The sequence below is a fragment of the Aeromonas sp. s1(2024) genome, from assembly GCF_040908005.1.
Classification (GTDB): Bacteria; Pseudomonadota; Gammaproteobacteria; order Enterobacterales; family Aeromonadaceae; genus Aeromonas; species Aeromonas caviae.
The window spans coordinates 159,745-184,800 of sequence record NZ_JBFOCW010000083.1 but is presented as its reverse complement, the minus strand read 5'-3'; the positions used below and the strand labels follow the sequence as shown (position 1 = coordinate 184,800).

Below are 25,056 nucleotides of genomic sequence, written 5' to 3'. Positions count from 1 at the left end.
CTCCCGGAAGATGCTCGCCCTGGAATGATGGTAGTGCTGGTGATGATGGCACTGGCAAGGGTTTCGAGGACAACGTATGGATCAGTGGATTAACTTGTATCGCGCCTCTCACTCCCTGGAGGCGCATGCCCTGAAAGGGGCCTTGGAAGTAGAGGGAGTCAGGGTGCGCCTCAGCGGCGAAGGACTCTCCGGCGCGCTCGGGGAGCTGCCGGTGGATCTGCTGCAAGTGACCCTGATGGTGAACGAGCGGGATCGTCAGCGGGCAGGCCGGATCATCGAGCGCTACCAGCAGCGCCAGGGCAATGGCTGGCTGTGCGGCCAGTGCGGGGAGGAGAACGGCGCCAACTTCGATATCTGCTGGCGCTGCCATCACGATCCCCAGGATCATTGAACGCCCCTCGCGCCCTCAGCGCAGGGTGAAGTCGATGTCATCCCCCGCATGGGCATCGTGGTAGGTGGCGAGATCCAGCTCCTTCTCGCTGCGGGCGATGAGCACGGAGACCAGGATGTCGCCGGAGACATTGACCGTGGTGCGCGCCATGTCGAGGATCCGGTCTATGCCAGCGATGAGTGCCACCCCTTCCAGCGGCAGTCCCACGGCAGTGAGGGTCAGGGTCAGCAGCATCAGCCCGGTACCGGGTGTGCCCGCCGTGCCGATGCTGGCCAGCGTGACGATGCTGATGATGGTCAGGTAGTCCACCAGATGCAGATCCACCCCGAAGGCCTGGGCCACGAACAGGGCGGTGACCCCCTGATAGAGGGCGGTGCCATCCATGTTGATGGTGGCGCCGATGGGCAGCACCTTGGCGGTGATGGCGGGGGAGACCCCGAGCCTGCGTTCGGCGCAGGCCAGGCTGATGGGCAGGGTGCTGCTGCTTGAACTGCTGGTGAAGGCCACCGCCTGGGCATCGACGATGCTCTTGAAGTAGTGCAACGGGTTGAGGCGCGCCATCAGGAGCAGCAGGCTGCTGTAGACGCCAAGCACGTGGAGCAGGCAGCCGAGGTAGACGGCGCCGATCACCTTGAGCAGCGGCAACAGCAGGCTGACGCCGTACTTGCCGGTCATCCAGGCCATCAGGGCGCAGACGCCATAGGGGGCCAGGGCCATCACCATCTGGGTCAGCTTGAACATTCCCTCTGCCAGGGAGGTAAAGAACAGGATGGCGGGGCGGCCGCGTCGTCCGGTGGCGTTGAGGGCGAGAGCGAGGGCCACGGCGAACACGATCACCTGCAATATCTTGCCATCGCCCATGGCCTGCACCGGGTTGCGCGGCACCAGGTGGCTCAGCACGCTGGCCAGGGTAGGTTGCTGCGCCATGGCGCCCCGTTCATAAGGACCCATGTTGGCGCCCATGCCCGGTTCCAGCAGCCAGCCCATCATCAGGCCGATGCAGATGGCGACGGCGGTGGAGCAGAGATAGAAGCCGATGGCCTTGCCGGCGATGCGGTCGAGCCGCTTGCCCTTGAGCAGGGCGGTGAGGCCTGCCAGGACGGAACAGAAGATGAGGGGCACCATCAGCATCTGGATGGTGTTGACGAACAGGACGCCGATGGGCTTGAGCAGCAGGGCCTGCTCGCTGAAGCAGAGCCCCAGACCTATCCCGGTCAGCATGCCGAGCAGGGTCTTCAACCAGAGCGGGCGACGGGTCCAGATCCGCCAGGGTTTGAAGACCAATCCATGGAACAGCATGACGCCAATGTCCTTATTTCTGTCTGCGGTGGCAAAAAGGGGCGACAGTGTAGCCATCCCCCCGTCAGGTTGCCACATTATCGACAAAGCGGCGCTCACGACCAGCCCGCTGGCGTTAAAAAAGGCGTTTTGTTGGCCTATATCAAGAACCCTCTCCGGGCTTCGGGCTTTAATTGTCATCTGACATGATGATTAAAGAGGTTCGAGATGTCCCAATCGATACACGGTCACGAAGTGATGGAGATGATGCTGGAGCAGGAGAGTCCGTTTACCCGGGCCAGCCTCAGGGCGGCGATCGCCTCGCGCTTCGGTGCCGAGGCCCGGTTCCACACCTGCAGCGCCAGCGAGATGGACGCTGACGCCCTGATCGACTTCCTGGCCAGGCGCGGCAAGTTCATCGACTCGGAGTCAGGGTTCCAGACCCGCGCCGACAAGATCTGCAACCACGGATGATCGCCAGCGGCGAGCGCGGTGGGGCGCTCGCCGAATCCCGCCACCTTTGTTATATTTCGCCCTCCTTCCCCTCTTGTTGAAAGGTTCTGCCCGGGCGCTCTATGGACACATTCTCCGCTGCCGTCATGCTGTTTCTGATCATGGATCCGCTGGGCAACCTGCCGGTCTTCCTCTCCATCCTGCGCCATGTCGACCCCAAGCGTCGACGCAAGGTAATGCTGCGGGAGCTGTTGTTTTCACTGGTGATCATGATGGGCTTCCTGTTCGCCGGTCAGCAGATCCTGAGCTTCCTCAACCTGCGTCAGGAGGCGGTCAGCATCGCGGGGGGCATCATCCTCTTCCTCATCGCCATCAAGATGATCTTCCCGAGCCCCGGTGGCGTGACCGGGCTGGCGGCGGGGGAGGAGCCCTTCCTGGTGCCCATGGCCATCCCCATGATTGCGGGCCCCTCCATCCTGGCTTCCCTGCTGCTTCTGGCCAACCAGGAGCCGACCCGGATGGTGGACTGGTCATTGGCCCTGCTGATGGCCTGGGGGGCCAGCGCCGTGATCCTGATGTTCTACGAGCTGTTCAACAAGCTGCTGGGTGAGCGAGGACTCACCGCGGTGGAGCGGCTGATGGGCATGCTGCTGGTGATGATCTCGGTGCAGATGCTGCTGGACGGGGTACACCACTATCTGGCGGTGACGGGTCAGAACTGACGGGGCGAATGCTGATGTCAACGTGAAACGGGGCTTCTTGAGCCCCGTTTTTTTTGCGCGTCAGGCGGCAGCGGCCGGGTCGTCCACCGAGGTTTCCAGCTTGCCCATGATGAGGGTGAGCAGGGTCTCCCGCAGCCAGCGATGGCCCGGATCCTCCTCGTGGCGCTGATGCCAGATGAGCAGGTGGGAGATGCTGTCCAGGGCGATGGGCAGCGGCAGCGGCACCAGGGGATAGACCTGGGTGGCGTGGCGGGCGTAGAGGCGGGAGAGGGTCACTATCATGTCCGAGTGCATGCCCATGCGCAGGGCCGCCTCGAAGGAGGGGACGGTCGCCTCGATGCGGCGATAGAGATCCTGCTCCGCCAGCTTGTGATCCAGCATCCAGCGATCCCGCCCCTCGCAGTAGGTCTGCACGTGGGGGTAGGCGAGGTAACGGGCGAGATCCCACTCGGGCTCCTGCAAGGCAGGGTGATCCCGCTGCACCAGACAGGTGAGATCGTCGATGGTGAGCAACCGCTGGCAGATGGCGTTGGGCAGGGTGTCGAGGCGAAAATCCGAATTGATGCAGTTCTCCCGCACCGTGAAGGCGATATCCACCTGGCCCTGGCTCATCTCGGTCAGGCTGTGCTCGGTCCACTCCTCGTAGCGCAGGCGGATGCCAGGAGCCTGACGCTTCAGTTCGCTCAGGTAGAGGGGGGCAAACAGGGTGAAGGCGCTGTCCATGCTGGCGATGACGAACTCCCGCTCCGTGCTGGCGGGATCGAAGTCCGGCGGCTGGATCAGGTTGTCCAGGGAGAGCAGTATGGGCTGCAGTTGCTGCTGGAGATCCAGGGCGCGCGGAGTGGGATCCATCCCGTAGGCCGAGCGCACGAACAGGGGATCGTCAAAGGTCTCCCGCAACCGCCCGAGGGCCTTGCTGACGGCGGACTGGCTCAGGTGCAAACGGCGTGCAGCCCGGCTGCCGTTGCGCTCTTCCAGCAAGACTTGCAGGATTATCAACAGATTAAGGTCTATGCGTGCAAGCTGTTCCAGCAACATGATATGAATCCTCTTCAATTCCTAGATGAATATATACCATTTGTTTTCATATCTTGGCGATCCTATGCTCGACGGGTCTCTCGCCCTGGTGGCGGCTGGTACAGGATGTAGCGGTTGAGGGGACAAGTAGCACCGACTCATACGGCGGCCCATGGTCGCCGTATTTTTTTGCGCCTCGTCGCCGTTTTTTGCGCGATTTTTTCGCCAACTTGCACCGGCCTTGATTTTGCCCAACAATCGATACGCTTTCTTTTGATACAACCTCCAGGTATCTAACAGTCAGGAGTCTCCCTATGGGACTGGGTGGCATTCATATCTGGCATCTGCTGATCCTGCTCGTGGTCGTCGTCGTGGTGTTTGGCAGCAAACGCCTGGCTGGCGCCGGTGAGGATCTGGGCACTGCCATCAGGGATTTTCGCAACGCCTTGCGCGACGATGACAATATCCGGAATAAGTAGGAGTGAACGTATGTCTGTAGACGAGAAAGTGGAACTGAACGAGACCTGTGACAGTTGCGGCTGTTTCGCCGAAATTGGCACCATCATCGGCGAAGGTGACGACGTCATGGAGCTGGTGATCGAGGCCGCTGCAGAAGCCGACGCCCGCGAGAAATTTGCAGCTTACGAGGCGCTGGCCAAGCAGGTCACTGCCGAAGCCAAAAGCAGCAGCGAGCTGAGCCGGGGCCCGGATGGCGTGATCCTGAAGGCCCGCCTGCAATTCACCTGCACCGCCGAGAAGCTGATCTTCGAGATGCGCGCCCGCTCCCTCTGAGATCGTGATGACACGGCAGGCTTGCCTGCCGTCTTGCTCTGCCCCTCGCTTTTTCCCTCCCTTTGCGTTGTATAGTGAGTTATCCCACGGACGATCCGTTTTCCGTCCGGCATGCGCCGATCGGCAGAAGATCCCGCGACGCCCCATGACTTGGCGCAGGCGCCTTCTCTGACAGATCCGACGGTGCGCACCGGCCCACAGCGAGGTGGTTAAATCATGATGCGGCGATGGATCTGGGCCCTGCTGGCTCTCTGCTCTCTCCCTCTGCTGGCGGCTGATCTCAAGCCGCAGTTGCTGCCCCAGGCCGGTGATCTCGAACACATCCTGCAAAAAAAAGAGCTCAGGGCCCTGGTGGTCTATGAGCGGGGGTTTTTCTTTTTCGACAAGGGAGCCCAGTACGGCATCCTGGTCAATCAGCTTCAGGGATTCGAGCGCTGGTTGAACCAGACCTACCTGGCCAAGGAGAAGCTCAAGCTCAAGATCATTTATATCCCGGTGCGCCAGGACAAGCTGCTGGACTATCTGGCCGAGGGGCGCGGGGATCTGGTGGCCGCCAACCTGACGGTCACCCCCACCCGGCGCGAGCAGGTGACCTTCTCCCAGCCGCTGATCGCCCCCATCGAGGAGTGGGTGGTGAGCCAGCGGGAGCTCCCTGCCTTCAATCGCATCACCCAGCTGTCCGGCCGGCGGATCTGGGTGCGAGCCAGCTCCAGTTATTTCGAGAGCCTGCACCAGCTCAACTGGCTGTTTCGGGAGCTGGGGTTGCCCCCGGTCTACATCGAGACGGTTCCCGAATACCTGCAGGACGGGGACCTGCTGGAGATGGTGTCAGCCGGGATCATTCCGCTGACGGTCACCGACAGCTTCAAGGGGCGGATCTGGCTCGACATGATTGGCGGCCTCAAGGCCCACAGGCTGATTCCGCTGCGGGACAAGGGGCGCAGCGCCTGGGCCCTGCGCAACAACAGCCCGGAGCTGCTCAAGGCGGTGAACGCCTACATCTCGGAGTCGAGCAAGCGGACCCTCTACAGTGACATGACATTGCGCCGCCTGCTGGCGCAGAGCGACCGCATGAGCAACATACTGGCGCCGGACCCGCTGGGGCGACTGTCGACCATTCGCAAGGTACTGGAGGCCCAGGCGGACAAGTATCAGCTGGACTGGCTGATGCTGGCCGCGCTGGCTTACAAGGAGTCGGGGCTCAATCCCAATGTCGGCTCTCACCGGGGGGCCGTCGGCATCATGCAATTGCTGCCGAGCACCGGCAAGGAGGTGGGGATCCGAGGCGCCAGACTCACCAGTCTGGAGGGCAATGTGGAAGCTGCCTGTCGCTACATGCGGCTCATCCTGGACACCTACTTCAATGATCCCGGGATGGACAGGCTCAATCGCCATCTGTTCGCCCTGGCCGCCTACAATGCGGGTCCGAACCGGGTCCAGGCATTGCAGGCCAAGGCGGCCGACAAGGGGCTGGATCCGAACGTCTGGTTCGGCAATGTGGAGCAGCTGGTGGCCAACGATGTGGGCCAGGGGCCCATCAACTACGTTGGCACCATCTACAAATACTACGTGGCCTACCGTTTCAGCCTGCCCCAGCTGGAGGGCAAGTCAGAGGCCATCGAGGCGGTGCAGCCCTGAGCCTGTCAATGCTGGCCGGGGAGGAGATCCTCGTGATGCTGCGCAAAGGGCTCCCAGCCCAGATCCCGGTGCTGCTGGTACCAGGGCATCAACAGCCTGGCCGGGGTGGGATCCGGTTGGCTGGCATGAGGTCTCTGACTGAGGGAGGGGTGGTCGCGCAGTTCCATCATCGGCTCCTTGACACTGGGCTATCGGGGCGGTTGTCTGGGTTATGCCACCACCAGATGACAGGGAGATGACCCTTGATCCCCGCCGACTTTGCCTTGCTCGCCGATCCCGGCGCCGCCCTGAAGGCCCGATGCCAGTTGATCCGCCAGGCTCGCCACCGGATCCTCGCCCAGTATTACAGCTGGGAAGAGGACGGCAGCGGTAAGCTGCTGCTGGCGGAGCTGGTGAGGGCGGCCCGGCGCGGAGTGGTGGTGCAACTGCTCATCGACGATCTCTACGGCGGGGAGAACCGCTTTCTGGAGGCGGTGGCGGCGGAACCGGGCATCGAGGTGCGCCTGTTCAACCCCTTCTGGCTGCGGGGCTGGCGTCCCCTTACCTTGCTGCTGGAAGGGGTGCTGAGCTTTCGCCGCATCAATCACCGGATGCACAACAAGCTGCTGCTGGTGGATGGCAGCCAGGCGGTGATCGGCGGGCGCAATATTGGTGATCGTTACTTCGGGCTGGGGATGCCGCCTCACTTCATCGACCTGGATCTGGTCTGCCGCGGCCCCCTCTGTCAGCAGGCCGAGCAGGGGTTCGCGCTGTTCTGGCACAGTCGCTGGAGCCACCCGGTCCGTCGCCTGTTGAGACGCCCCTTGCTGCCAGCCGAAACCCGGGCCCTGAACGATTTCCTGCTGACCCTGACCGACCCCGCCATGGCGGCCGCCTATGATCTGCCGGCCACTCTGTTTGATGAGTGCCCCGTTCCCCTTTGCTGGCATCCAGGGCGAGGGCAGTGCTGGTTCGATCGCCCCGGCAAGGGGCTGGTCGCCCGGCCGACCACGGCGCCCCTGCTGGGACGCATGCTGGCGAGCAATCAGGGGACCCTGAGGTTGGTGAGCCCTTACCTGATCCTGACACGGGGGCTGCGTCGCCGGCTCAAGGGGCAGCGACGGCAGGGGGTCGACATCGAGATCCTGACCAACTCCCTGGCCAGCACGGACGTGCCCCTGGTCTATGGCGCCTATCGACGTCACCGCCCCTGGCTCGAGCGTCAGGGGGTCAACCTGTTCGAGCTGACGACGGAGGCGTTCAGTCTGCATGCCAAGCTGATCCTGATGGGGAAGGAGGAGGCGCTGCTCGGCAGTTTCAACCTGGATCCCCGCTCCCTGATGCTCAACACCGAGTTGATGCTGCATCTCCATAGCCCGAGGTTGTGCGACGAGTTGCAGCAACTCATCGATGGCTGGTTGCAGCAGGCCGTGCACCCGGTGGCGGCGTCCCCCTCTGCATGGCGGCGCCTGCTGGCGCAATTGAGCGATTGGTTACCTTTGCATCGTTGGTTGTGAGTGGGATCCGCCTTGTGCGAGATCTCGCAAAGCCTTGTGCGCCTTCGAGGATAACGTTTGCCATCCAAAAACGGGACTGGATTGCATCGTATTGTTTTTAATCGATTTATATTAAGGGCGCCGTAACAATCCAGGCTCCTCGACTGCATAGAGGTGCGTGTAGAACGGTTTTTTATTTTATTTAACTGCGTAGTATCTCGAGTGCAAGGACAAACACGGCGGCTGGTCTGCCGTGTGGGTGACGGCAACAGGGGAAATGGGCCAACCGGATTGCTCCGGCAGGCGAGGCGGATCGGGAGCGGAAACCCGTGATGCCAGACAGACCCCCGTGGTTGCGGGAGCCCAATATGGAACATGCTATTTGCGAGGGGGTGACATGCGAATGTTGCCCCATTTTTTTATGCCCGCCGTCCGTTTGCCCAATCAAAAGACCGCCTGCTGGCGGTCTTTTGCGTGATGTCTCGGCGATCAGGCGAGGCCCGCCAGCAGACGACTCCAGTTGCGCTTGGCAACGAGGAAACCGTCTCGCAACGTGCGGTACTCCAGTTGCAGCCTGAGCCTGTCGTAGCGTGCGAGGGCTGTGCGCTTGCGCTGCTCCAGCAGTGACTTGCGGCTGGCATAGTAGTGCTGGATCTGCAGGCTCAGCTTGTCGTACTCCTCCTGCAGCAGTGCCTGCCAGCGTTCCCTGTCATCCTGCTTGTGCACTCTGGCCTGGGCGCGCTTGAGCTGCATCTCCAGCCTGGCCTGTTCGATGCGTTCCTCCGGGCAGGATCTCAGGTCTTTGGCGAGCCCGCACCAGGCGGCTGTGCGGATCAGCCACTTGGTGGGGTCGAACTGCCACCACTGAATGCCGTTGCGGTAGTCGTTCTCGAACAGGTGATGGAAGTTGTGATAGCCCTCGCCAAAGGTGAAGAAGGCCAGGATGCCGTTGTCCCGGGCGCTGTTGCGATCCGTGAACGGTTGGCTGCCCCAGATGTGGGCCAGGGAGTTGATGAAGAAGGTGGTGTGATGAGTCATCACCATGCGCAGCACCCCGGCCAGCAACATCATGCCGAGCAGATCCCCGTGCAAGAGGCCGAGCAGCAGCGGAATGCCGATGTTGGTGACCAGGGCCAGGGCGAGATAGTGCCTGTGCTGGAAGGCGACCACGGGGTTGTTTTGCAGGTCGCGCACATTGCTGTAGTCGTGGTAGGTATCGCGCTGGTATTCCCGCAGCATCCAGCCGATGTGGGAGTACCAGAAGCCGCGACCCGCACTGTAGGGATCCTTCTGGTTGTCATCCACGTGGCGGTGGTGGCGGCGATGATCCGAGGACCAGTGCAGCGCCGAGTTCTGCAGGGCTAGCGCGCCTCCGATGGCGAAGATCCATTGCAGGGCCGGGTGCGCCTTGTAGGACTTGTGGGACCAGAGCCTGTGGTAGCCGGCGGTGATGGAGATGCCGCAATAGCAGAACAGCAGCAGGAAGCAGAGCCACTGCCAGAGGTCGTAGCCCTGGCTCAGTCCATACCAGGGGACCGCTATCAGTGCCGTCAGCCCGGAGAGGGCGAACAACAGGGTGTTGGTCATGATGATCGGGGGGCGGTCCATTTCACTCGGCTCCTTTCAGCGAACAGCTGTTCACTATTCTCCATTGAGCCGGAATGCGGGTCAATGGTAAAAAAGTCGGAGACAAACCTGATCCCGGCCCCGCCTTCGGGTTATCATCTGGCCTCGCTAATCTCAAGGTGACTGTTTTCGTGGGTATTCGCGCGCAACAAAAAGAAAAAACCCGGCGTACGCTGATCGAGGCGGCGTTCAGTCAACTCTGCGCCAACCGCAGTTTCTCCAACCTCAGCCTGCGGGAAGTGGCCAGAGAGGCGGGCATAGCGCCGACCTCCTTCTATCGCCACTTTCGGGACATGGAAGAGCTGGGGCTGACGCTGGTGGACGAGGGAGGGCTGACCCTGCGCCAACTGATGCGCCAGGCGCGCCAGCGCATTGCCGGTGGTGGCAGCGTCATCAGCACCTCGGTGCAGACCTTCATGGAATTCGTCGAAAACAACCCGAACATCTTCCGGCTGCTGCTGCGCGAGCGCTCCGGCACCTCGGCTGCGTTCCGTCAGGCGGTGGCCCGGGAGATCCAGCACTTCATCGCCGAGCTGACCGATTATCTGGAAGCCACCACGCAGGCGCCACGGGAAGAGGCCTATATCCAGGCCGAGGCCATGGTGACCATTGTCTTCAGCGCTGGTGCAGACGCCCTCGACATGACTCCGGAAGAGTGCAAGGCACTGTCGGAGCGCACCATCAGCCAGTTGCGGATGATCGCCATGGGCGCCGAGGTGCAGAACCGCAAGCGCCACGAATCTCTCACATAACGCAAGGATGGACAGCCTCATGCATGAACCGAACGCGATTCCGAAGAAGCCCCTGGTGCTGGCCCTGCTGATCGGTATCTGTGGCGATGCCTTCCTGTCGGCCTTGATGGAGTCGGTCGTCCCCTTCTCCTTCTACCCCCTCATCGCCCTGTTGCTGGCGGCCAGCCAGCTCTATCAGCACTATCGCCATGAGCCCATGGTGGGCAACACACCCAGTTGCATCCTGCTCTGCTTCTTTATCGGCGTGTTCGGCCATTCTGCCCTGGTCAAGGTGCAGTACCCCGAGCTTGGCAGCAACTTCTTCTCCCTCATTGCCATGCTGCTGCTGCTCGCCGCTCTCTCCATCAAGCTGGGAATCAGCCTCGGAAAAACGCAGAAGGAGTGACGAATCACTCCTTCTGGTCGGGCCGGGGGTGGCCTAGTCGGCCCTGGGGGGAGTCTCTCCCTTCTTCCTGGCGTCTATGATGGCCTGCAGCTTGGTGCGGATATCCATCATGCCGAACACCCCGAAGATCAGCACCTGGGTGAATTCGAGACGAGTGACCGCGAAGTAGGGTTTGCATGCCGCCTTGATCATGCTGGCCTGTACCCAGTGCATCAATATCACGATGACGCCGCACACCGGCAGAAAGCCGTTCAGTTTGCCCGGCAGGGTGCCCAGCAGGGCGAGTGCCACACCGAACCAGAAGAACAGCAGCACCCCCATCGCCAACAGATTAAACACCCGCTTCATCGTTTACCTCCCGTACATAGAGTTGATAGCAGGCCTGATGTGATCGACCTGCTTGTCCTTGAGCCGTTGTCCAAATTGACGGAGAAGGGGACTGTGCCCATCTCCCCTTTAAACAGCAGCGTCATGCTTGGTGTCCCGCAGATAGAGCTGATAGCAGACCTGACCCGCCTGCTTGTCCTTGAGTAGTTTCCAGCTGGCGGGCAGCGTCAGATCGGCCATCTCTTTTTCCCGCTCCAGATAGATGAGGGCATCGGATGCCAGCCAGCCGCGTTGCTCGAGCAGCTCGCACACCTGGGGCAGCAGCTCGCGACGAAACGGTGGGTCCAGAAAGACCAGATCGAACGGCGTGGCCGTGCCTTGCAGCCAGCTCACGGCATCGGCCTGGATCACCTGCCCCTGGCTGCTGCCCAGGGTCGTCAGGTTCTTCTTGAGCTGGTCGGCGGCGCCTCTGTCCATCTCGATCAGGGTGACCTGTTCGGCATAGCGGGACAAGGCTTCCAGCCCCAGCCCGCCGCTGCCGGCGAACAGATCCAGGCAGCGGGTACCGCGCACGTGGGGAGCCAGCCAGTTGAAGATGGTCTCCTTGACGCGATCCGTGGTGGGTCTGAGCCCTTCCACATCCCTGACGGGGAGTTTGCGCCCCTTCCATTGGCCGCTGATGATTCGTACCACGCCCGCTCGCCCCTGGGGGGCCGGGCTCTTGCTCGGGCTGTTACGGCTGGATTTCACTCTGGGCATCGCGTTTCGTCGTCAGAAAATAAAGTGATAGTATAAGGCGGTTCATTTTTATGCCGACCCGCCGAGGGACGGCTATCTTAGCAGTCAGCCTTTGATGTGAGTATTTTTAGATGGCAAAAGGTTTGTTTTCCTGGCTGGGTTTCGGCCGCAAGAAAGAAGAGGCTGAGGCCGTTCCATCGCAGGCGCCCGACGCTACCCCGGCGGTAGTCGAGTCGGAGGCCGCCGCTGTTCCCGCGCCTGTCGCCGATGTTGCCCCGGCTGATGCCCCCGCCGCCAAGCCCGAAGCGCCGCTGAGCGGCCCTGACGAAGGCCCCCTGGTTGTGGAAGAGCCGGAGGGCGAGCTTGAGCCCGTCATCGTCAATGAGGCCTTGATCGCCACCGAAGCCCAAGTCGCAGACGAAGCCATTGTCGCCGCCGAAGCCCGCGCTGCGGAAGAGGATTGCATCGCTGCCGAAGCCCGTGCCGCAGAAGAAGCCCGTATTGCCGCCGAGGCTTGTGCAGCAGAAGAAGCTCGTGTTGCCGCCGAAGCCCGCGCTGCGGAAGAGGCCCGTATTGCCGCCGAAGCTCGCGCCGCAGAAGAAGCCCGTGTTGCCGCCGAAGCCCGCACCGCGGAAGAGGCTCGTGTTGCCGCCGAAGCTCGCGCTGCAGAAGAGGCCCGTGTTGCCGCCGAAGCTCAGGCTGCCGAGGAAGCTCGTGTCGCCAAAGAGGCCCAGCGTGCGGAAGATTTGCGTCTGGTCGCCGCGATGGAGGCTGAGGCCGCCGCTCTGGCCGCTCTGCCACTGGCCGCCAAGGTGGACGACGACACTCAGGAGAAGCCGCAGCGGGAGGGCTTCTTTGCCCGCCTCAAGCGCAGCCTGGTGCGTACCAGGGAGAATATCGGTTCCGGTTTCTTCGGCCTGTTCAGCGGCAAGAAGATCGATGACGATCTGTTCGAAGAGCTGGAGACTCAGCTGCTGACCGCCGATCTTGGCGTCGACACCACCACCCGCATCATCGAGGGGCTGGTACAGCACGCGGACCGCAAGCAGCTCAAGGATGCCGAGGCGCTCTACGGTCTGCTCAAACAGGACATGGGCGAGATGCTGGCCAAGGTCGAGCAGCCCCTGGTGATCGACACCAGCAAGAAGCCTTACGTCATCCTGATGGTCGGTGTGAACGGCGTCGGCAAGACCACCACCATCGGCAAGCTGGCCAAACAGTTCCAGGCCGAGGGCAAGAGCGTAATGCTGGCCGCTGGCGATACCTTCCGTGCCGCTGCGGTCGAGCAGCTGCAGGTGTGGGGTCAGCGCAACAACATTCCGGTGATTGCCCAGCACACCGGTGCCGACTCCGCCTCCGTCATCTATGACGCCATCGAGGCTGCCCGCTCCCGCGGGGCTGACGTGCTGATCGCCGATACCGCCGGCCGCCTGCAGAACAAGAGCAACCTGATGGAGGAGCTCAAGAAGGTGGTGCGGGTGATGAAGAAGCTGGACGATGCGGCGCCCCACGAGATCATGCTTACCCTGGACGCAGGCACCGGCCAGAACGCATTGAGCCAGGCCAAGCTGTTCAGCGAGGCGGTGGGCCTGACCGGCATCACCCTCACCAAGCTGGACGGCACTGCCAAGGGTGGTGTCATCTTCGCGGTGGCCGACAAGTTCCAGATCCCGATCCGCTACATCGGGGTGGGCGAGGGGATCGACGATCTGCGCCCGTTCGTCGCCAACGATTTTATCGAGGCGCTCTTCAGCCGCGAAGAATAAATCCGGCTGACATGAGTCGGCCCGGCCGTGACAAGCACGTGTTCCATACCCCGACTCCGGTCGGGGTATGTCACTATGAGGGCGCAGGCATGGCTCATCCGGGCAAGGATGACACGCGGCATGGTTGTGACCGGTGTTGTCATCCAGGTGTTGTGCCGGTACGGGCGAGTGAGCGCCCCATGCTTTATCCCGGTCGGGGTTTGTCAATCTCAGGGAACCGTTATGATTCGTTTTGACAAGGTCAGCAAGGTCTACAGTGGCGGTCATCAAGCGCTGCAAAAGGTCAGTTTTCACCTGCGCAAGGGGGAGATGGCCTTCCTGACCGGCCATTCGGGGGCGGGCAAGAGTACCCTCCTCAAGCTCATCAGCGTGATGGAACGACCGACCGACGGCCGCGTCTTCTTCCACGGTGATGACGTCAGCCACATCCAGCGCAGTCAGATCCCCTACGTGCGCCGCCAGATCGGCATGATCTTCCAGGATCACCGTCTGTTGATGGATCGTACCGTGTTCGACAACGTCGCCCTGCCCCTGGTGATCGATGGCTACAGCCATGGGGACATCAACAAGCGGGTGGCGGCGGCGCTGGATAAGGTCGGGCTGCTCGGCAAGGAGCGCTACCAGCCGCGCATGCTCTCCGGCGGTGAGCAGCAGCGGGTCGGCATCGCCCGCGCCATCGTCAACAAGCCGCCCCTGCTGCTGGCTGATGAGCCGACCGGCAATCTGGATCCCCAGCTTTCCATGGACATCATGCGCCTGTTCGAGGAGTTCAACCGCTTCGGCGTCTCCGTGCTGATTGCCACTCACGATCTGGGGCTGATCGCCCGGATGCGCTACCGCACCCTGACCCTCAAGGCGGGTCGCATGTATTCGTCCGGGGAGGATCGCTGATGGCTATTGTTCGTCATAAACAGCCGCCGTTGCGTCGTTTGATGATGTATGGGGTGGATCATGTGCGTCAGGCCTTTGCCAGCCTGGGTGAGCTGTGGCGCAACCCGCTCGCCTCCCTGATGACCCTGGCGGTGCTTGGCGTGAGTCTGGCGCTGCCTTCCTGTTTCCACGTATTGCTGAAGAATGCCGAAGTGGTAGAGGGGAGCTGGCAGACCAGCTCCCAGATCTCCCTCTATCTGCGCAAGGATCTGCCGGAGCAGAGCATCCTGGACATGAAGCAGCGGATTCTGCTCTATCCGGAGGTGGAGTCCGTCACTTATATGAACCGTGACGAGGCGCTCAGGGAATTTCGGGAGATCTCCGGTTTCGGTGATGCCCTGGATTATCTGGACAGCAACCCGCTGCCGCCGGTGCTGAGCGTGATCCCGGATCCTCGGTGGCAGAATCCGGAAGGGGCCGCCGAGCTGCTCGCCAAGCTGGAGAACGAGCCCGGTATCGAGCAGGGCAAGCTGGATCTGCAGTGGTTGACCCGGTTGCAGGGGATCATGAAGCTGCTGCGCCACACCATTACAGGTATCGCGGTGTTGCTGCTCTCCGCCGTGTTGCTGATCGTGGGCAACACCCTGCGCCTGAATATCCTGAACCAGCGTTCCGAGATTGAAGTACTCAAGCTGGTGGGCGCGACCGATGCCTTCATCCACCGTCCCTTCCTCTATACGGGCATCTGGTTCGGGGTCATCGGCGGCATGCTGGCCTGGTGGCTGACCGAGGTGATGGTGATCTGGAGCGAGGGGGTGGTGAAGGAGCTGGCGGGGCTCTACAACAGCAACTTTCGTCTGGTGGGGATGGGGGCGTTCGACGGCTTCAATCTCATACTGCTGGGCGCCCTGCTGGGGTTGATCGCCTCCTGGTTCTCGGTGCACAGGCACATTCGCGACATAGAACCGTCCTGATTGATTTATCAGCATTTTAAAGCGCTGGATTTTGCGAACTGGATCAAGTAAAAGAGTGGCCCGTTTCTGGCACGGGCCACTTTCTCAGAGTAATCTGAATGGTGTCTGCGCCGAGGATCATATGTGGATCCTCTGAACCTTTTGATTTATCAATGGTCTATTGACTGCAACAGAATGAATACGGGTATGGCCCCTATGCCTTGCTCGTCTGACTTGGCAAGCATGTGAAGGTTGCGAGCTCCGCAACAATGGACTTAGCATGCTACTTTTCAGGGGTCCTTTACTGTGACCCCTTTTTTTTGACTGTTCATTTATGATTCATGCCGTCAGCCTAAGATAGGCCGGGTTCATGCTGGGGTGATGTATGATGCAGCACGCAGAATGATACCTGGTCAGTAGACACGTCTTCTCAGGGTGTTAGACTGATTCGATTGAAAAGTAAGAGGTAGAACATGGGAACTTCATTGCAACGCACTATGGCTCTGATTCCGCAAGGTAGTCTGGAAGGCTATATCCAGGCCGTCAACTCGATTCCTGTGCTGAGCGCAGAGGAAGAGCGCGAACTGGCGATGCGTCTGCAGCAGGATGGCGATCTCGAAGCTGCACGCCAGCTCGTTATGTCGCACCTGCGTTTTGTCGTTCACGTGGCCAAGAGCTACTCCGGCTATGGCCTGCCTCAGGCCGATCTGGTGCAGGAAGGCAACATCGGCCTGATGAAAGCCGTCAAACGCTTCGACCCGAGCGTGGGCGTGCGTCTGGTCTCCTTCGCCGTGCACTGGATCAAGGCCGAAATCCACGAATATGTGTTGCGCAACTGGCGCATGGTCAAGGTGGCGACCACCAAGGCCCAGCGCAAGCTGTTCTTCAACCTGCGCAAGTCCAAGAAGCGTCTGGGCTGGCTGAACCACGAAGAAGTGCAGGCCGTGGCTGCCGACCTCGGGGTATCCGCTGCCGACGTCACCGAGATGGAAGCGCGCATGAGCAATTACGATCAGGCTTTCGATCTGGTCGGTGACGATGAAGACGAGGGTGGCTTCGCGCCGGTGCACTATCTGGAAGACAAATCTTCCGATCTCGCCGCGAACATCGAGAACGACAACTGGGACAGCCATGCCACCCGTCGTCTGAGTGCGGCCATGGCGACCCTGGACGAGCGCAGCCAGCACATCATTCGTGCCCGCTGGCTCGATGACGAGAGCAAGACCACCCTGCAGGAGCTGGCCGATACTTACGGCGTCTCGGCCGAGCGGGTGCGCCAGCTTGAGAAAAACGCGCTCAAGAAGCTGAAAGATGCCATGGATGCCTGACGGCCTCCTCCGGTAAGAAGCAGGGCCTGATGGCCCTGTTTTTGTTTTGCGGGGATCTGGTCGGCCTTGCCTTGGTTACCCTTGTGTATGGTATGTTGCCGCCACTGCCACAGTAGGGAGAGCAGAAGTGAAACTGTTGAACGACTTGTTTACCAACAACCGCGAGTGGGCGGAACGGATCAAGGCCGAGGATCCCAATTTCTTCGCTACCCTGTCCGCCCAGCAGGCACCCGAGTACCTCTGGATCGGCTGTTCCGACAGCCGGGTTCCAGCCAACCAGCTGATGGGGCTCTTGCCGGGGGACGTCTTTGTCCACCGCAACGTCGCCAACCTGGTGGTGCACACCGACTTCAACTGCCTCTCGGTGCTGCAATACGCGGTGGAGGTGCTCAAGGTGAAGCACATCATCGTCTGCGGCCACTATGGCTGCGGTGGCGTCAAGGCTGCGATGCAGAACCAGGAGCTGGGTCTCATCGACAACTGGCTGCGAAACATCAAGGACGTCTACTTCAAATACGGCGAACAGCTCGAAGCCATCGAGGATGAGCACGAGCGCTTCGACTACCTGTGCGAGCTGAACGTGGCCGAGCAGGTCGCCAACGTCTGCCACACCACCATCATCCAGAATGCCTGGCGCAAGGGGCAGGAGCTGGCGGTGCACGGCTGGATCTACGGCATCAAGGATGGCCTGCTGCATGATCTCGATCTCTGCATCAGCGGCCCTGACCAGATCCCGGACGTCTATCGCGCCTGGCCGGACATGCGTCCGCCCCACCGTCGCCGCTGAGGGCCATCCGGTGGCTCCTGCGCTCTACCTTCAGATAAAGCAGCACATCCTGGACGGGATCCGCGAACGCCACTATCAGGCGGGCGACCGGATCCCGACCGAGGCCGCCCTGTGCGAGCAGTTTGCCGTGAGCCGCATGACGGTGAACAAGGCGCTGCGTGAGCTGGTGGCCGAAGGCTGGCTGGTGCGCACCGCCGGATCCGGCAGTTTCGTGGCCGACAGGCGTACCGAGTCGCCGCTCCTGGCGATTCGCAATATTGCAGACGAGATCGCCGAGCGGGGCAGCGAGTACAGCGCGCGGGTGATCCGGCTGCAACGTCAGGCCGCCGACGAGAAAGTAGCGGTACGTCTGGGCCTGCGGGTCGGGGCGCCCACCTTTCACAGCCTCATCGTCCATCAGGCCGATGGGGAGCCGCTGCAACTGGAGGAGCGCTTCGTCGATGCCGAGCGACTGCCCGGTTATGGCGAGCAGGATTTCACCCAGCAGACGCCAAACAGCTATCTGATGGAGATCTGCCCCCTCTCCGAGATGGAGCACGTGGTAGAAGCCGTGTTGCCGAGTGCTGGTGAAGCCGGACTGCTGCAAGTGAGGGTCGACACCCCCTGCCTGCTGCTGCACCGGCGCACCTGGTCAGACGGCTGTCTGGTCTCCTATGCCAGATTGTTGTCGCCGGGTTCCCGCTACAAGCTGAGCTCCAAGACGCGTCTCGCATAATTGTATATACAAATTAAGCATTTAAAAGCCCACCTCTCGGTGGGCTTTTTTGTGCTTACACTCTAATAAAGCCGCTGTTATCAAGATGTGAACTTGATCCTTCCTTTCTTTTCAGAGATCGGCTATAAATTATTGTATATACATTTAGAGGTCGGTATGAACAAGGAACTGTTGAACTGCGAGCGGGTCTGGCTCAACGTGACACCCGCCACCCTGCGCCCCGATCTGGCGGACTACGGCCTGCTGGAGCCCCATGCCCTTGGCGTGCAGGATGGCAAGATCCACGCTCTGGTCCCCATGCAGGATCTCAAGGGCCCCTATGCCGCCTCCTGGCAGGACATGAAGGGGAAGCTGGTCACCCCCGGTCTTATCGATTGTCACACCCACCTCATCTTCGCTGGCAGCCGCGCCGAAGAGTTCGAACTTCGCCAGAAGGGAGTCCCCTATGCGGAGATTGCCCGCAAGGGGGGCGGTATCATCAGCACGGTGCGCGCCACCCGGGCAGCCAGCGAGGAGCGGCTCTATGAGCTGGCGTTGCCGCGGATCAAGTCCCTGATCCGGGAAGGGGTCACCACAGTCGAAATCAAGTCCGGCTACGGCCTCACCCTGGAAGACGAGCTCAAGATGTTGCGGGTGGCCCGTCGTCTGGGAGAGACGCAGCCCATCCGGGTCAAGACCACGCTGCTGGCGGCCCATGCGGTGCCGCCGGAGTATCGCGACGATCCCGACTCCTGGGTCGAGACCATCTGCCAGGAGATCATCCCGGCAGCGGCCGAGGCAGGTCTCGCGGATGCGGTGGATGTCTTCTGCGAGCACATCGGCTTCTCCCTTGCCCAGACCGAGCAGGTCTATCTGGCGGCGGATCAGTACAACCTCGCGGTGAAAGGGCACATGGATCAGCTCTCCAACCTGGGGGGCAGCACGCTTGCCGCCCACTTCGGCGCCCTCTCGGTGGATCATCTGGAATATCTGGATCAGGACGGGATCCAGGCGCTGGCCCACCGTGGCGTGGTCGCCACCCTGCTGCCCACCGCTTTCTATTTCCTCAAGGAGACCAAGCTGCCCCCGGTCGCCGCTTTGCGCAAGGCGGGGGTACCCATGGCTGTCTCCTCCGACATCAACCCGGGCACGGCCCCCATCGTCTCCCTGCGCATGGCCATGAACATGGCCTGCACCCTGTTCGGCCTGACCCCGGTGGAGGCCATGGCCGGGGTGACCCGCCACGCCGCCAGGGCGCTTGGCGAGCAGGAACGGCTGGGGCAGCTCAAGGTCGGCATGCTGGCGGATTTCCTTGTCTGGAACTGCGGCCATCCGGCCGAGCTCAGCTACTTCATCGGTGTCGATCAGCTGGTGAGCCGTGTGGTCAACGGGGAGGAAACCCTTCATGGATAAGTTCAACGGGATCGACATGTCGGTCTGGCAGGGGCGTCAGGATCCCGAAGACGGCGAGCTGGCCCTGCGCTGGCACGATAGGGTGCAACCCTGGCAGGGGAATCGCGAACCCGGCGTGGTGCTGCTCGGCTTTGCCTGTGACGAAGGGGTGCGCCGCAACAAGGGGCGGGTCGGTGCGGCCGGTGCACCGCTGGCGGTGCGCAAGCTGCTGGCCAACACGGCCTGGCATCTGGGCGCCCCCGTCTATGACGGCGGGGATCTGGCCTGTGAGGACGGCGATCTCGATGCCGCCCACGGGCGCTTGGCCGAACGGGTCGCGAGTGCGCTGGATCAGGGACACTTCCCTCTGGTGCTGGGAGGCGGCCATGAGGTGGCGTTCGGCAGCTGGAGCGGCCTGAACCGTCATCTTGGCGGCGAAGGGCGGGTCGGGATCATCAATTTCGACGCCCACTTCGATCTACGCATGAAACAGGAGCAGGCGAGCTCGGGCACCCCCTTCTTCCAGATTGCCGAGCAGTGCGCTGCCCAGGGCACCCCCTTTCACTATGCCTGTCTCGGGGTGGCTGAAACCGCCAATACCGCGGCGCTCTTTGCCCGCGCCGAGGCGCTGGGAGTCTGGCACGTGCTGGACGAAGCGATGACGCCGACCGAGCTGCCAGCCTTGCTCAGCGGGCTGGATGCCTTCATCGCCCGTTGCGACCACCTCTATCTCACCATCGATCTCGACGTGCTGCCGGCGGCGGTGATGCCGGGAGTGAGCGCTCCCGCCGCTCGCGGCGTGGAGCTGGCGGTCATCGAACCGCTTATCGCCCATATCCGGGCCAGCGGCAAGCTCAGGCTCGCCGATCTGGCCGAGTACAACCCGAACCTGGATCAGGACAACCGCAGTGCCCGCGTGGCTGCGCGCCTGGTTCACCAGTTGACCAAGTAGTGGCGCACCGCGCCGCCTGACTGCATCGCTAAACAAGGAGTGTCTATGTCTGTACAACACCAGGATCCCCGCCACGATCCGAGCCGCGTGATCCGTGCTCCCCACGGCACCCAGCTGACCGCCAAGAGCTGGCTCACCGAAGCGCCACTGCGGATGCTGATGAACAACCTGGATCCGGATGTTGCCGAGCATCCCCAGTCCCTGGTGGTGTACGGCGGCATCGGCCGCGCCGCCCGAAACTGGGCCTGCTATGACAAGATCGTCGAGGTACTGACCCGGCTCGAGGACGATCAGACCCTGCTGGTGCAATCCGGCAAGCCGGTCGGGGTGTTCCAGACCCACAAGGATGCGCCGCGGGTGCTCATCGCCAACTCCAACCTGGTGCCCCACTGGGCCAACTGGGAGCACTTCAACGAGCTCGATAAAAAGGGTTTGATGATGTACGGCCAGATGACCGCTGGCTCCTGGATCTACATCGGCACCCAGGGCATCGTGCAGGGCACCTACGAGACCTTCTTCGCGGTGGCGAACCAGCACTTCAACGGCGAGCCCAAAGGCCGCTGGATCCTGACCGGGGGCCTGGGTGGCATGGGCGGTGCCCAGCCCCTTGCCGCCACCATGGCCGGTTTCTCCATGATCGCCGTGGAGTGCGACGAGACCCGTATCGATTTTCGTCTGCGTACCCGCTACGTCGACAAGAAGGCCCACAGCCTGGATGAGGCGCTGGCCATGGTCGAGGAGGCCAAACGCAGCGGTACCGCCGTCTCCGTCGGCCTGCTCGGCAACGCCGCCGACGTCTTCGCCGAGCTGGTGGCTCGCGGCATCACGCCGGACGTGGTGACCGACCAGACCTCCGCCCATGACCCGGTACACGGCTACCTGCCCCAGGGCTGGAGCGTGGCCCAATGGCGCGATCTGCAAAAGAGCGCACCGGACGAGGTCAACGTGGCGGCTCGCCGCTCCATGGCCCGTCAGGTCGAAGCCATGCTGACCCTGCAATCCCGCGGCGCCGCCACGCTCGATTATGGCAACAACATCCGCCAGATGGCGCTGGAAGAGGGGGTCAAGAATGCCTTCGACTTCCCGGGCTTCGTGCCGGCCTACATCCGCCCGCTGTTCTGCGAGGGCATTGGCCCGTTCCGCTGGGTGGCCCTCTCCGGTGATCCGGAAGACATCTACAAGACCGACCAGAAGGTAAAAGAGCTGATCCCGGACGATCCCCACCTGCACAACTGGCTCGACATGGCCCGCGAGCGCATCGCCTTCCAGGGCCTGCCGGCGCGGATCTGCTGGGTTGGCGTCAAGGATCGGGTGCGCCTGGGCCTGGCCTTCAATGAGATGGTGAAGAATGGCGAGCTGAAGGCTCCGGTCGTCATCGGCCGTGACCACCTTGACTCCGGCTCGGTGGCGAGCCCGAACCGCGAGACCGAATCCATGATGGATGGTTCCGACGCCGTTTCTGACTGGCCGCTGCTCAACGCCCTGCTCAACACCGCCGGCGGCGCGACCTGGGTTTCCCTGCACCACGGTGGCGGTGTGGGCATGGGCTTCTCCCAGCACTCCGGCGTGGTGATCGTCTGTGACGGCACCGACGATGCCGCCAAGCGGGTCGGCCGCGTGCTGCGCAACGACCCGGCCACCGGGGTGATGCGTCACGCCGACGCCGGCTACGAGATTGCCATCAACTGTGCCCATGAGGCGAAACTGGATCTGCCGATGATCGACGCCACCGGCAAAGGGGTGAAATAAGATGTTCGAACTCAATCTGCAACCGGGCAAACTCTGCCTCGCCACCCTGCGCCGTGTCAGCCGTGAGCCGGTACACGTCAGCCTGGATCCGGCTGCCCTGGCGGGGATCCACGCCTCCGCCGCCGTGGTCACCAAGGTGATCGAGCAAAACCGGGTGGTCTATGGCATCAACACCGGCTTTGGCCTGCTGGCCAATACCCGGATCCCGGTGGAGCAGCTGGACGAGCTGCAGCGTTCCATCGTGCTCTCCCATGCGGCAGGGATTGGCGAGTACATGGATGATGCCACCGTGCGGTTGATGATGGTGCTCAAGGTCAACTCGCTCGCCCGTGGCTTCTCCGGCATCCGGCTGACGGTGCTCGAGGCCCTGATGACCCTCATCAACGCCGAGGTCTACCCCGTGGTGCCGAAGAAGGGCTCCGTCGGCGCTTCCGGCGATCTGGCGCCCCTGGCCCACATGAGCTGCCTGCTGATCGGTGAAGGCAAGGCCCGTCACAAGGGCGAGCTGATCGACGCCGCCACTGCCCTGAAGATTGCCGGGCTGGAGCCCATCGCCCTGGCGCCGAAAGAGGGGCTGGCCCTGCTCAACGGCACCCAGGCGAGCACCGCCTTCGCGCTGGAAGGGCTGTTCCATGCCGAGGATCTCTACGCCGGCGCCATCACTATAGGGGCCATGAGCGTTGAAGCGGCGCTGGGCAGCCGCCGGCCGTTCGATGCCCGCATCCACGAGGTGCGCGGTCAGCGCGGCCAGATCGATGCGGCCGCCTGCTACCGCCACTTGCTGGTGGACGGCAGCGAGATCGGCATGTCCCACCACAACTGCGAGAAGGTGCAGGATCCTTACTCCCTGCGCTGCCAGCCCCAGGTGATGGGTGCCTGCCTGACCCAGATCCGTCAGGCCGCCGAGGTGCTGGTGTGCGAGGCGAACGCGGTCTCCGACAACCCCCTGGTGTTTGCCGAGGATGAGGAGATCATCTCCGGCGGCAACTTCCACGCAGAACCCGTGGCCTTTGCCGCCGACAACCTGGCCCTGGCCATCGCCGAGATCGGGTCGCTGTCCGAGCGGCGCATGGCGCTGCTCATCGACTCGCGCATGTCCGGCCTGCCGGCCTTCCTGGTGAACAACGGCGGGGTGAACTCCGGTTTCATGATCGCCCAGGTCACTTCGGCGGCCCTGGCCTCCGAGAACAAGACCCTGGCCCACCCGGCCTCGGTGGACAGCCTGCCCACCTCGGCCAACCAGGAGGACCACGTCTCCATGGCCACCTTCGCCGGTCGCCGGCTGGCGGACATGGCCGAGAACACCCGTGGCATCCTGGCGGTGGAACTGCTGGCAGCGGCCCAGGGGCTCGACTTCCGCGCTCCCCTGCGCTCCACCGAGCTCATCGAGCTGGCCAAGGGCCGTCTGCGGGAAGAGGTCAGCTTCTATGACAAGGACAGGTACTTTGCACCGGACATCGAGGCGGCCGCCGCCCTGCTGGGCCGTGCCAGCTACAACGACCTGATCCCGGCCGGGACCCTGCCCAGCCTCTGAATTGGAGCCTGAGCAAACCATAAATAAGACCGCCCATGGGGCGGTCTTTTCATTTCCGTCTCCCGCGCCTCGCGTCGGGGCCATCGGAAGCGCGCTGCGCAGAGCGGCAGCAGGCAGGTGGTGGCGGCCTTATCCGTGTTCAAACATCCGGAACAGATAAACCACGAACAGCACTGGGGTGAGTGCTGGCAGCCTTATCCGTGTTCAAACATCAGGAACAGGTAAACGACAAACAGCACAAGATGGGTGGCGCCGTGCAGGGCGTGGGTGCGGCCGCTGCTGAAGGTCACTTTACAGACCATGAGGGTGGTGATGAGCAGCACCATGTCGGCAGGGGAGAGGCCCAGGCGCACTTCCTGCCCCATCAGGGAGCCGATGAAGAGCACGGAGGGTACCGTGAGGGCGATGGTGGCCAGTACGGAGCCGAAGTAGAGATTCATGGCCCGCTGCAACTGGTTGTTGAAGGCCGCCTTGATGGCGCCGACCGCTTCGGGGGCCAGTACGATACAGGCGACGATGAAGCCACCCAGTGCCATCGGGGCTTCCATCACGTGCACCCCGTAGTTGATGGGGATGGCCAGGGTCTTGGCCAGCAGGATCACCACCACCAGGTAGGCGAGCAGCAAGAGGGTGTGATAGACGTTGCTCTGCAGCGGGCCGTGGTGATCCTCGAGATCCTCGTGATCGCTGTCGACGAAGAAGTGGCTGTGGCTGCGGGTCTGGATCAGCAGGAAGACACCATAGAGCAGGATGGAGATGATGATCAGCATCCATGACATGGCCTTGGAGAGGCTGCCCAGAGTGCCGCCCTGGGTGAAGTTCGGCAGGACCAGACAGAGCAGAGCCAGGGGAATGATGGCCACCAGATAGGATTTGACCCCGTCCAGGTTGAAGTTCTGGGTGTGATAGCGCCAGCCGCCAAACAGCAAGGTGAAGCCCACCAGACCGTTGGTGACCAGCATCACCACCGCGAACATGGTGTCACGGGCCATGGTGGGATTGGGATCGCCGGTCAGCATGACGGAGGAGATCATCACCACTTCCAGGGAGATGACCGAGAGGGTCAGGATCAAGGTACCGAAGGGTTCCCCGAGCTTGATGGCGAGGGCGTCAGAGTGACGCACGACGGAGAAGATGGCCCAGGTCACGATGGCAAGCAGGGCCAGCGACACCGGCAGGTAGACCGCAAGGGGGGTTGTCTCTGCCAGCAGGTCGCTCCCCAGGGTTTTGAAGAAGAGCAGGGTCAGCAGACCGGCAGGCAGAGCAATCTCTTGTCGGATAAAAGACTTCATAGGCAGTGGTTCTCATCTCGGGGCGGCCTCGGCCGACGGGGTATGGAGCGACTTGGTGCACCCAAGGTGCACAGACCCATGATAAGGGGAGATGCTCCTCATGCGGAGCATCATTTTGTTGCAGAGGGTGAGAGGCGGGGCAGAT

Annotated in this window: 26 protein-coding genes; 19 read left to right on the top strand and 7 right to left on the bottom strand. The window is 62.3% G+C overall.

Features of this window, described 5'->3' with window-relative positions:
- Window positions 1-76: 76 nt before the first annotated feature.
- Window positions 77-391: a DUF2007 domain-containing protein gene (locus AB5Y70_RS20275; RefSeq protein WP_010672587.1), complete on the top strand. Its 315-nt coding sequence runs from the start codon at window positions 77-79 to the stop codon at window positions 389-391.
- Between the two features lie 15 nt (window positions 392-406).
- Here the strand turns inward: AB5Y70_RS20275 and AB5Y70_RS20270 are convergent, their stop codons facing one another.
- Window positions 407-1,690, bottom strand: coding sequence for a dicarboxylate/amino acid:cation symporter (locus AB5Y70_RS20270; RefSeq protein ID WP_041214291.1), 1,284 nt, complete (start codon window positions 1,688-1,690; stop codon window positions 407-409).
- Between the two features lie 207 nt (window positions 1,691-1,897).
- On the opposite strand from AB5Y70_RS20270, the gene AB5Y70_RS20265 reads away from it, so the two are divergent.
- A complete protein-coding gene (locus AB5Y70_RS20265) occupies window positions 1,898-2,143 on the top strand; it encodes a YecH family metal-binding protein (protein WP_039040405.1) in 246 nt (81 codons plus the stop codon).
- A gap of 101 nt (window positions 2,144-2,244) precedes the next feature.
- Window positions 2,245-2,844: a YhgN family NAAT transporter gene (locus AB5Y70_RS20260; protein WP_010672590.1), complete on the top strand. Its 600-nt coding sequence runs from the start codon at window positions 2,245-2,247 to the stop codon at window positions 2,842-2,844.
- 60 nt (window positions 2,845-2,904) lie between these two features.
- Here the strand turns inward: AB5Y70_RS20260 and AB5Y70_RS20255 are convergent, their stop codons facing one another.
- Window positions 2,905-3,882 carry a LysR substrate-binding domain-containing protein gene (locus tag AB5Y70_RS20255; protein ID WP_045522983.1) on the bottom strand — a complete coding sequence of 326 codons (978 nt, stop codon included), beginning with the start codon at window positions 3,880-3,882 and terminating at the stop codon, window positions 2,905-2,907.
- Between the two features lie 293 nt (window positions 3,883-4,175).
- On the opposite strand from AB5Y70_RS20255, the gene tatA reads away from it, so the two are divergent.
- The 3 genes from tatA (at window position 4,176) to AB5Y70_RS20240 (ending at window position 6,291) form a co-directional block, all read left to right on the top strand.
- Window positions 4,176-4,340 (top strand): twin-arginine translocase TatA/TatE family subunit, encoded by a 165-nt coding sequence (gene tatA / locus AB5Y70_RS20250; RefSeq protein WP_010672592.1) that lies wholly within the window; start codon window positions 4,176-4,178, stop codon window positions 4,338-4,340.
- Between the two features lie 10 nt (window positions 4,341-4,350).
- Complete coding sequence (locus AB5Y70_RS20245) at window positions 4,351-4,653, top strand: YfcZ/YiiS family protein (protein WP_010672593.1); 303 nt, start codon at window positions 4,351-4,353, stop codon at window positions 4,651-4,653.
- 216 nt (window positions 4,654-4,869) lie between these two features.
- The gene (locus AB5Y70_RS20240; RefSeq protein WP_010672594.1) at window positions 4,870-6,291 is read left to right on the top strand and encodes a lytic transglycosylase F; all 1,422 of its coding nucleotides are present in this window, start codon (window positions 4,870-4,872) and stop codon (window positions 6,289-6,291) included.
- Between the two features lie 5 nt (window positions 6,292-6,296).
- Here AB5Y70_RS20240 and AB5Y70_RS20235 read toward each other — a convergent pair whose 3' ends face one another.
- A complete protein-coding gene (locus tag AB5Y70_RS20235; RefSeq protein ID WP_181824839.1) occupies window positions 6,297-6,458 on the bottom strand; it encodes a hypothetical protein in 162 nt (53 codons plus the stop codon).
- A 75-nt stretch (window positions 6,459-6,533) separates the two neighbouring features.
- Here AB5Y70_RS20235 and AB5Y70_RS20230 point away from each other — a divergent pair, with 75 nt between their 5' ends.
- Complete coding sequence (locus AB5Y70_RS20230; RefSeq protein WP_049637319.1) at window positions 6,534-7,787, top strand: phosphatidylserine/phosphatidylglycerophosphate/cardiolipin synthase family protein; 1,254 nt, start codon at window positions 6,534-6,536, stop codon at window positions 7,785-7,787.
- Window positions 7,788-8,255: 468 nt separating this feature from the next.
- Here AB5Y70_RS20230 and AB5Y70_RS20225 read toward each other — a convergent pair whose 3' ends face one another.
- Entirely contained in the window at window positions 8,256-9,374 is a 1,119-nt protein-coding gene (locus AB5Y70_RS20225) for a fatty acid desaturase (protein ID WP_043154420.1), read from the bottom strand.
- A gap of 149 nt (window positions 9,375-9,523) precedes the next feature.
- Between AB5Y70_RS20225 and fabR the strand changes: the two genes are divergently transcribed.
- Entirely contained in the window at window positions 9,524-10,144 is a 621-nt protein-coding gene (gene fabR, locus AB5Y70_RS20220) for an HTH-type transcriptional repressor FabR (protein WP_010672598.1), read from the top strand.
- A gap of 19 nt (window positions 10,145-10,163) precedes the next feature.
- Window positions 10,164-10,529, top strand: coding sequence for a YijD family membrane protein (locus AB5Y70_RS20215; protein WP_041212194.1), 366 nt, complete (start codon window positions 10,164-10,166; stop codon window positions 10,527-10,529).
- A gap of 33 nt (window positions 10,530-10,562) precedes the next feature.
- On the opposite strand, the gene AB5Y70_RS20210 is transcribed toward AB5Y70_RS20215, so the two are convergent.
- Together AB5Y70_RS20210 and rsmD are read right to left on the bottom strand one after the other, a co-directional pair.
- Window positions 10,563-10,877, bottom strand: a complete 315-nt coding sequence (locus AB5Y70_RS20210) for a DUF1145 domain-containing protein (protein WP_010672600.1) — start codon at window positions 10,875-10,877, stop codon at window positions 10,563-10,565.
- Between the two features lie 108 nt (window positions 10,878-10,985).
- A complete protein-coding gene (gene rsmD / locus AB5Y70_RS20205) occupies window positions 10,986-11,615 on the bottom strand; it encodes a 16S rRNA (guanine(966)-N(2))-methyltransferase RsmD (protein ID WP_043154418.1) in 630 nt (209 codons plus the stop codon).
- Between the two features lie 110 nt (window positions 11,616-11,725).
- Between rsmD and ftsY the strand changes: the two genes are divergently transcribed.
- The 10 genes from ftsY (at window position 11,726) to hutH (ending at window position 23,619) form a co-directional block, all read left to right on the top strand.
- Window positions 11,726-13,360 (top strand): signal recognition particle-docking protein FtsY, encoded by a 1,635-nt coding sequence (ftsY, locus tag AB5Y70_RS20200; protein ID WP_368176118.1) that lies wholly within the window; start codon window positions 11,726-11,728, stop codon window positions 13,358-13,360.
- Between the two features lie 222 nt (window positions 13,361-13,582).
- A complete protein-coding gene (gene ftsE / locus AB5Y70_RS20195) occupies window positions 13,583-14,251 on the top strand; it encodes a cell division ATP-binding protein FtsE (RefSeq protein ID WP_010672603.1) in 669 nt (222 codons plus the stop codon).
- Window positions 14,251-15,204, top strand: coding sequence for a permease-like cell division protein FtsX (ftsX, locus tag AB5Y70_RS20190; RefSeq protein WP_161469762.1), 954 nt, complete (start codon window positions 14,251-14,253; stop codon window positions 15,202-15,204). Before ftsE ends, ftsX begins: the two co-directional genes overlap by 1 nt.
- A 452-nt stretch (window positions 15,205-15,656) precedes the next feature.
- On the top strand, window positions 15,657-16,511 hold the full coding sequence (gene rpoH / locus AB5Y70_RS20185; RefSeq protein ID WP_029313526.1) for an RNA polymerase sigma factor RpoH: 855 nt from the start codon (window positions 15,657-15,659) through the stop codon (window positions 16,509-16,511).
- A 127-nt stretch (window positions 16,512-16,638) separates the two neighbouring features.
- Complete coding sequence (gene can, locus AB5Y70_RS20180; protein WP_010672606.1) at window positions 16,639-17,298, top strand: carbonate dehydratase; 660 nt, start codon at window positions 16,639-16,641, stop codon at window positions 17,296-17,298.
- A gap of 10 nt (window positions 17,299-17,308) precedes the next feature.
- Window positions 17,309-18,013 carry a histidine utilization repressor gene (gene hutC / locus AB5Y70_RS20175; protein ID WP_041212197.1) on the top strand — a complete coding sequence of 235 codons (705 nt, stop codon included), beginning with the start codon at window positions 17,309-17,311 and terminating at the stop codon, window positions 18,011-18,013.
- A gap of 156 nt (window positions 18,014-18,169) precedes the next feature.
- The gene (gene hutI / locus AB5Y70_RS20170; RefSeq protein WP_161469764.1) at window positions 18,170-19,405 is read left to right on the top strand and encodes an imidazolonepropionase; all 1,236 of its coding nucleotides are present in this window, start codon (window positions 18,170-18,172) and stop codon (window positions 19,403-19,405) included.
- A complete protein-coding gene (gene hutG / locus AB5Y70_RS20165) occupies window positions 19,398-20,336 on the top strand; it encodes a formimidoylglutamase (RefSeq protein ID WP_128296309.1) in 939 nt (312 codons plus the stop codon). The genes hutI and hutG overlap by 8 nt, the downstream gene beginning before the upstream one ends.
- Before the next feature lie 45 nt (window positions 20,337-20,381).
- Entirely contained in the window at window positions 20,382-22,085 is a 1,704-nt protein-coding gene (gene hutU / locus AB5Y70_RS20160; protein WP_104455120.1) for a urocanate hydratase, read from the top strand.
- A 1-nt stretch (window position 22,086) separates the two neighbouring features.
- Window positions 22,087-23,619, top strand: a complete 1,533-nt coding sequence (hutH, locus tag AB5Y70_RS20155; RefSeq protein ID WP_010672611.1) for a histidine ammonia-lyase — start codon at window positions 22,087-22,089, stop codon at window positions 23,617-23,619.
- 194 nt (window positions 23,620-23,813) lie between these two features.
- Here the strand turns inward: hutH and AB5Y70_RS20150 are convergent, their stop codons facing one another.
- The gene (locus tag AB5Y70_RS20150; protein WP_010672612.1) at window positions 23,814-24,911 is read right to left on the bottom strand and encodes a calcium:proton antiporter; all 1,098 of its coding nucleotides are present in this window, start codon (window positions 24,909-24,911) and stop codon (window positions 23,814-23,816) included.
- Window positions 24,912-25,056: the final 145 nt, after the last annotated feature.

What these genes read in the sequence shown, in the direction of transcription:
- hutH (WP_010672611.1), top strand. Translation starts at nt 22,087, where the DNA reads ATGTTCGAACTCAATCTGCAACCGGGCAAACTCTGCCTCGCCACCCTG.
- AB5Y70_RS20260 (WP_010672590.1), top strand. Translation starts at nt 2,245, where the DNA reads ATGGACACATTCTCCGCTGCCGTCATGCTGTTTCTGATCATGGATCCG.
- AB5Y70_RS20255 (WP_045522983.1), bottom strand. Translation starts at nt 3,882, where the DNA reads ATGTTGCTGGAACAGCTTGCACGCATAGACCTTAATCTGTTGATAATC.
- ftsY (WP_368176118.1), top strand. Translation starts at nt 11,726, where the DNA reads ATGGCAAAAGGTTTGTTTTCCTGGCTGGGTTTCGGCCGCAAGAAAGAA.
- rsmD (WP_043154418.1), bottom strand. Translation starts at nt 11,615, where the DNA reads ATGCCCAGAGTGAAATCCAGCCGTAACAGCCCGAGCAAGAGCCCGGCC.
- AB5Y70_RS20270 (WP_041214291.1), bottom strand. Translation starts at nt 1,690, where the DNA reads ATGCTGTTCCATGGATTGGTCTTCAAACCCTGGCGGATCTGGACCCGT.
- hutG (WP_128296309.1), top strand. Translation starts at nt 19,398, where the DNA reads ATGGATAAGTTCAACGGGATCGACATGTCGGTCTGGCAGGGGCGTCAG.
- AB5Y70_RS20225 (WP_043154420.1), bottom strand. Translation starts at nt 9,374, where the DNA reads ATGGACCGCCCCCCGATCATCATGACCAACACCCTGTTGTTCGCCCTC.
- AB5Y70_RS20235 (WP_181824839.1), bottom strand. Translation starts at nt 6,458, where the DNA reads ATGGAACTGCGCGACCACCCCTCCCTCAGTCAGAGACCTCATGCCAGC.
- AB5Y70_RS20210 (WP_010672600.1), bottom strand. Translation starts at nt 10,877, where the DNA reads ATGAAGCGGGTGTTTAATCTGTTGGCGATGGGGGTGCTGCTGTTCTTC.
- AB5Y70_RS20150 (WP_010672612.1), bottom strand. Translation starts at nt 24,911, where the DNA reads ATGAAGTCTTTTATCCGACAAGAGATTGCTCTGCCTGCCGGTCTGCTG.
- AB5Y70_RS20245 (WP_010672593.1), top strand. Translation starts at nt 4,351, where the DNA reads ATGTCTGTAGACGAGAAAGTGGAACTGAACGAGACCTGTGACAGTTGC.
- hutU (WP_104455120.1), top strand. Translation starts at nt 20,382, where the DNA reads ATGTCTGTACAACACCAGGATCCCCGCCACGATCCGAGCCGCGTGATC.
- ftsE (WP_010672603.1), top strand. Translation starts at nt 13,583, where the DNA reads ATGATTCGTTTTGACAAGGTCAGCAAGGTCTACAGTGGCGGTCATCAA.
- AB5Y70_RS20275 (WP_010672587.1), top strand. Translation starts at nt 77, where the DNA reads ATGGATCAGTGGATTAACTTGTATCGCGCCTCTCACTCCCTGGAGGCG.
- ftsX (WP_161469762.1), top strand. Translation starts at nt 14,251, where the DNA reads ATGGCTATTGTTCGTCATAAACAGCCGCCGTTGCGTCGTTTGATGATG.
- hutI (WP_161469764.1), top strand. Translation starts at nt 18,170, where the DNA reads ATGAACAAGGAACTGTTGAACTGCGAGCGGGTCTGGCTCAACGTGACA.
- AB5Y70_RS20215 (WP_041212194.1), top strand. Translation starts at nt 10,164, where the DNA reads ATGCATGAACCGAACGCGATTCCGAAGAAGCCCCTGGTGCTGGCCCTG.
- tatA (WP_010672592.1), top strand. Translation starts at nt 4,176, where the DNA reads ATGGGACTGGGTGGCATTCATATCTGGCATCTGCTGATCCTGCTCGTG.
- rpoH (WP_029313526.1), top strand. Translation starts at nt 15,657, where the DNA reads ATGGGAACTTCATTGCAACGCACTATGGCTCTGATTCCGCAAGGTAGT.
- AB5Y70_RS20265 (WP_039040405.1), top strand. Translation starts at nt 1,898, where the DNA reads ATGTCCCAATCGATACACGGTCACGAAGTGATGGAGATGATGCTGGAG.
- AB5Y70_RS20240 (WP_010672594.1), top strand. Translation starts at nt 4,870, where the DNA reads ATGATGCGGCGATGGATCTGGGCCCTGCTGGCTCTCTGCTCTCTCCCT.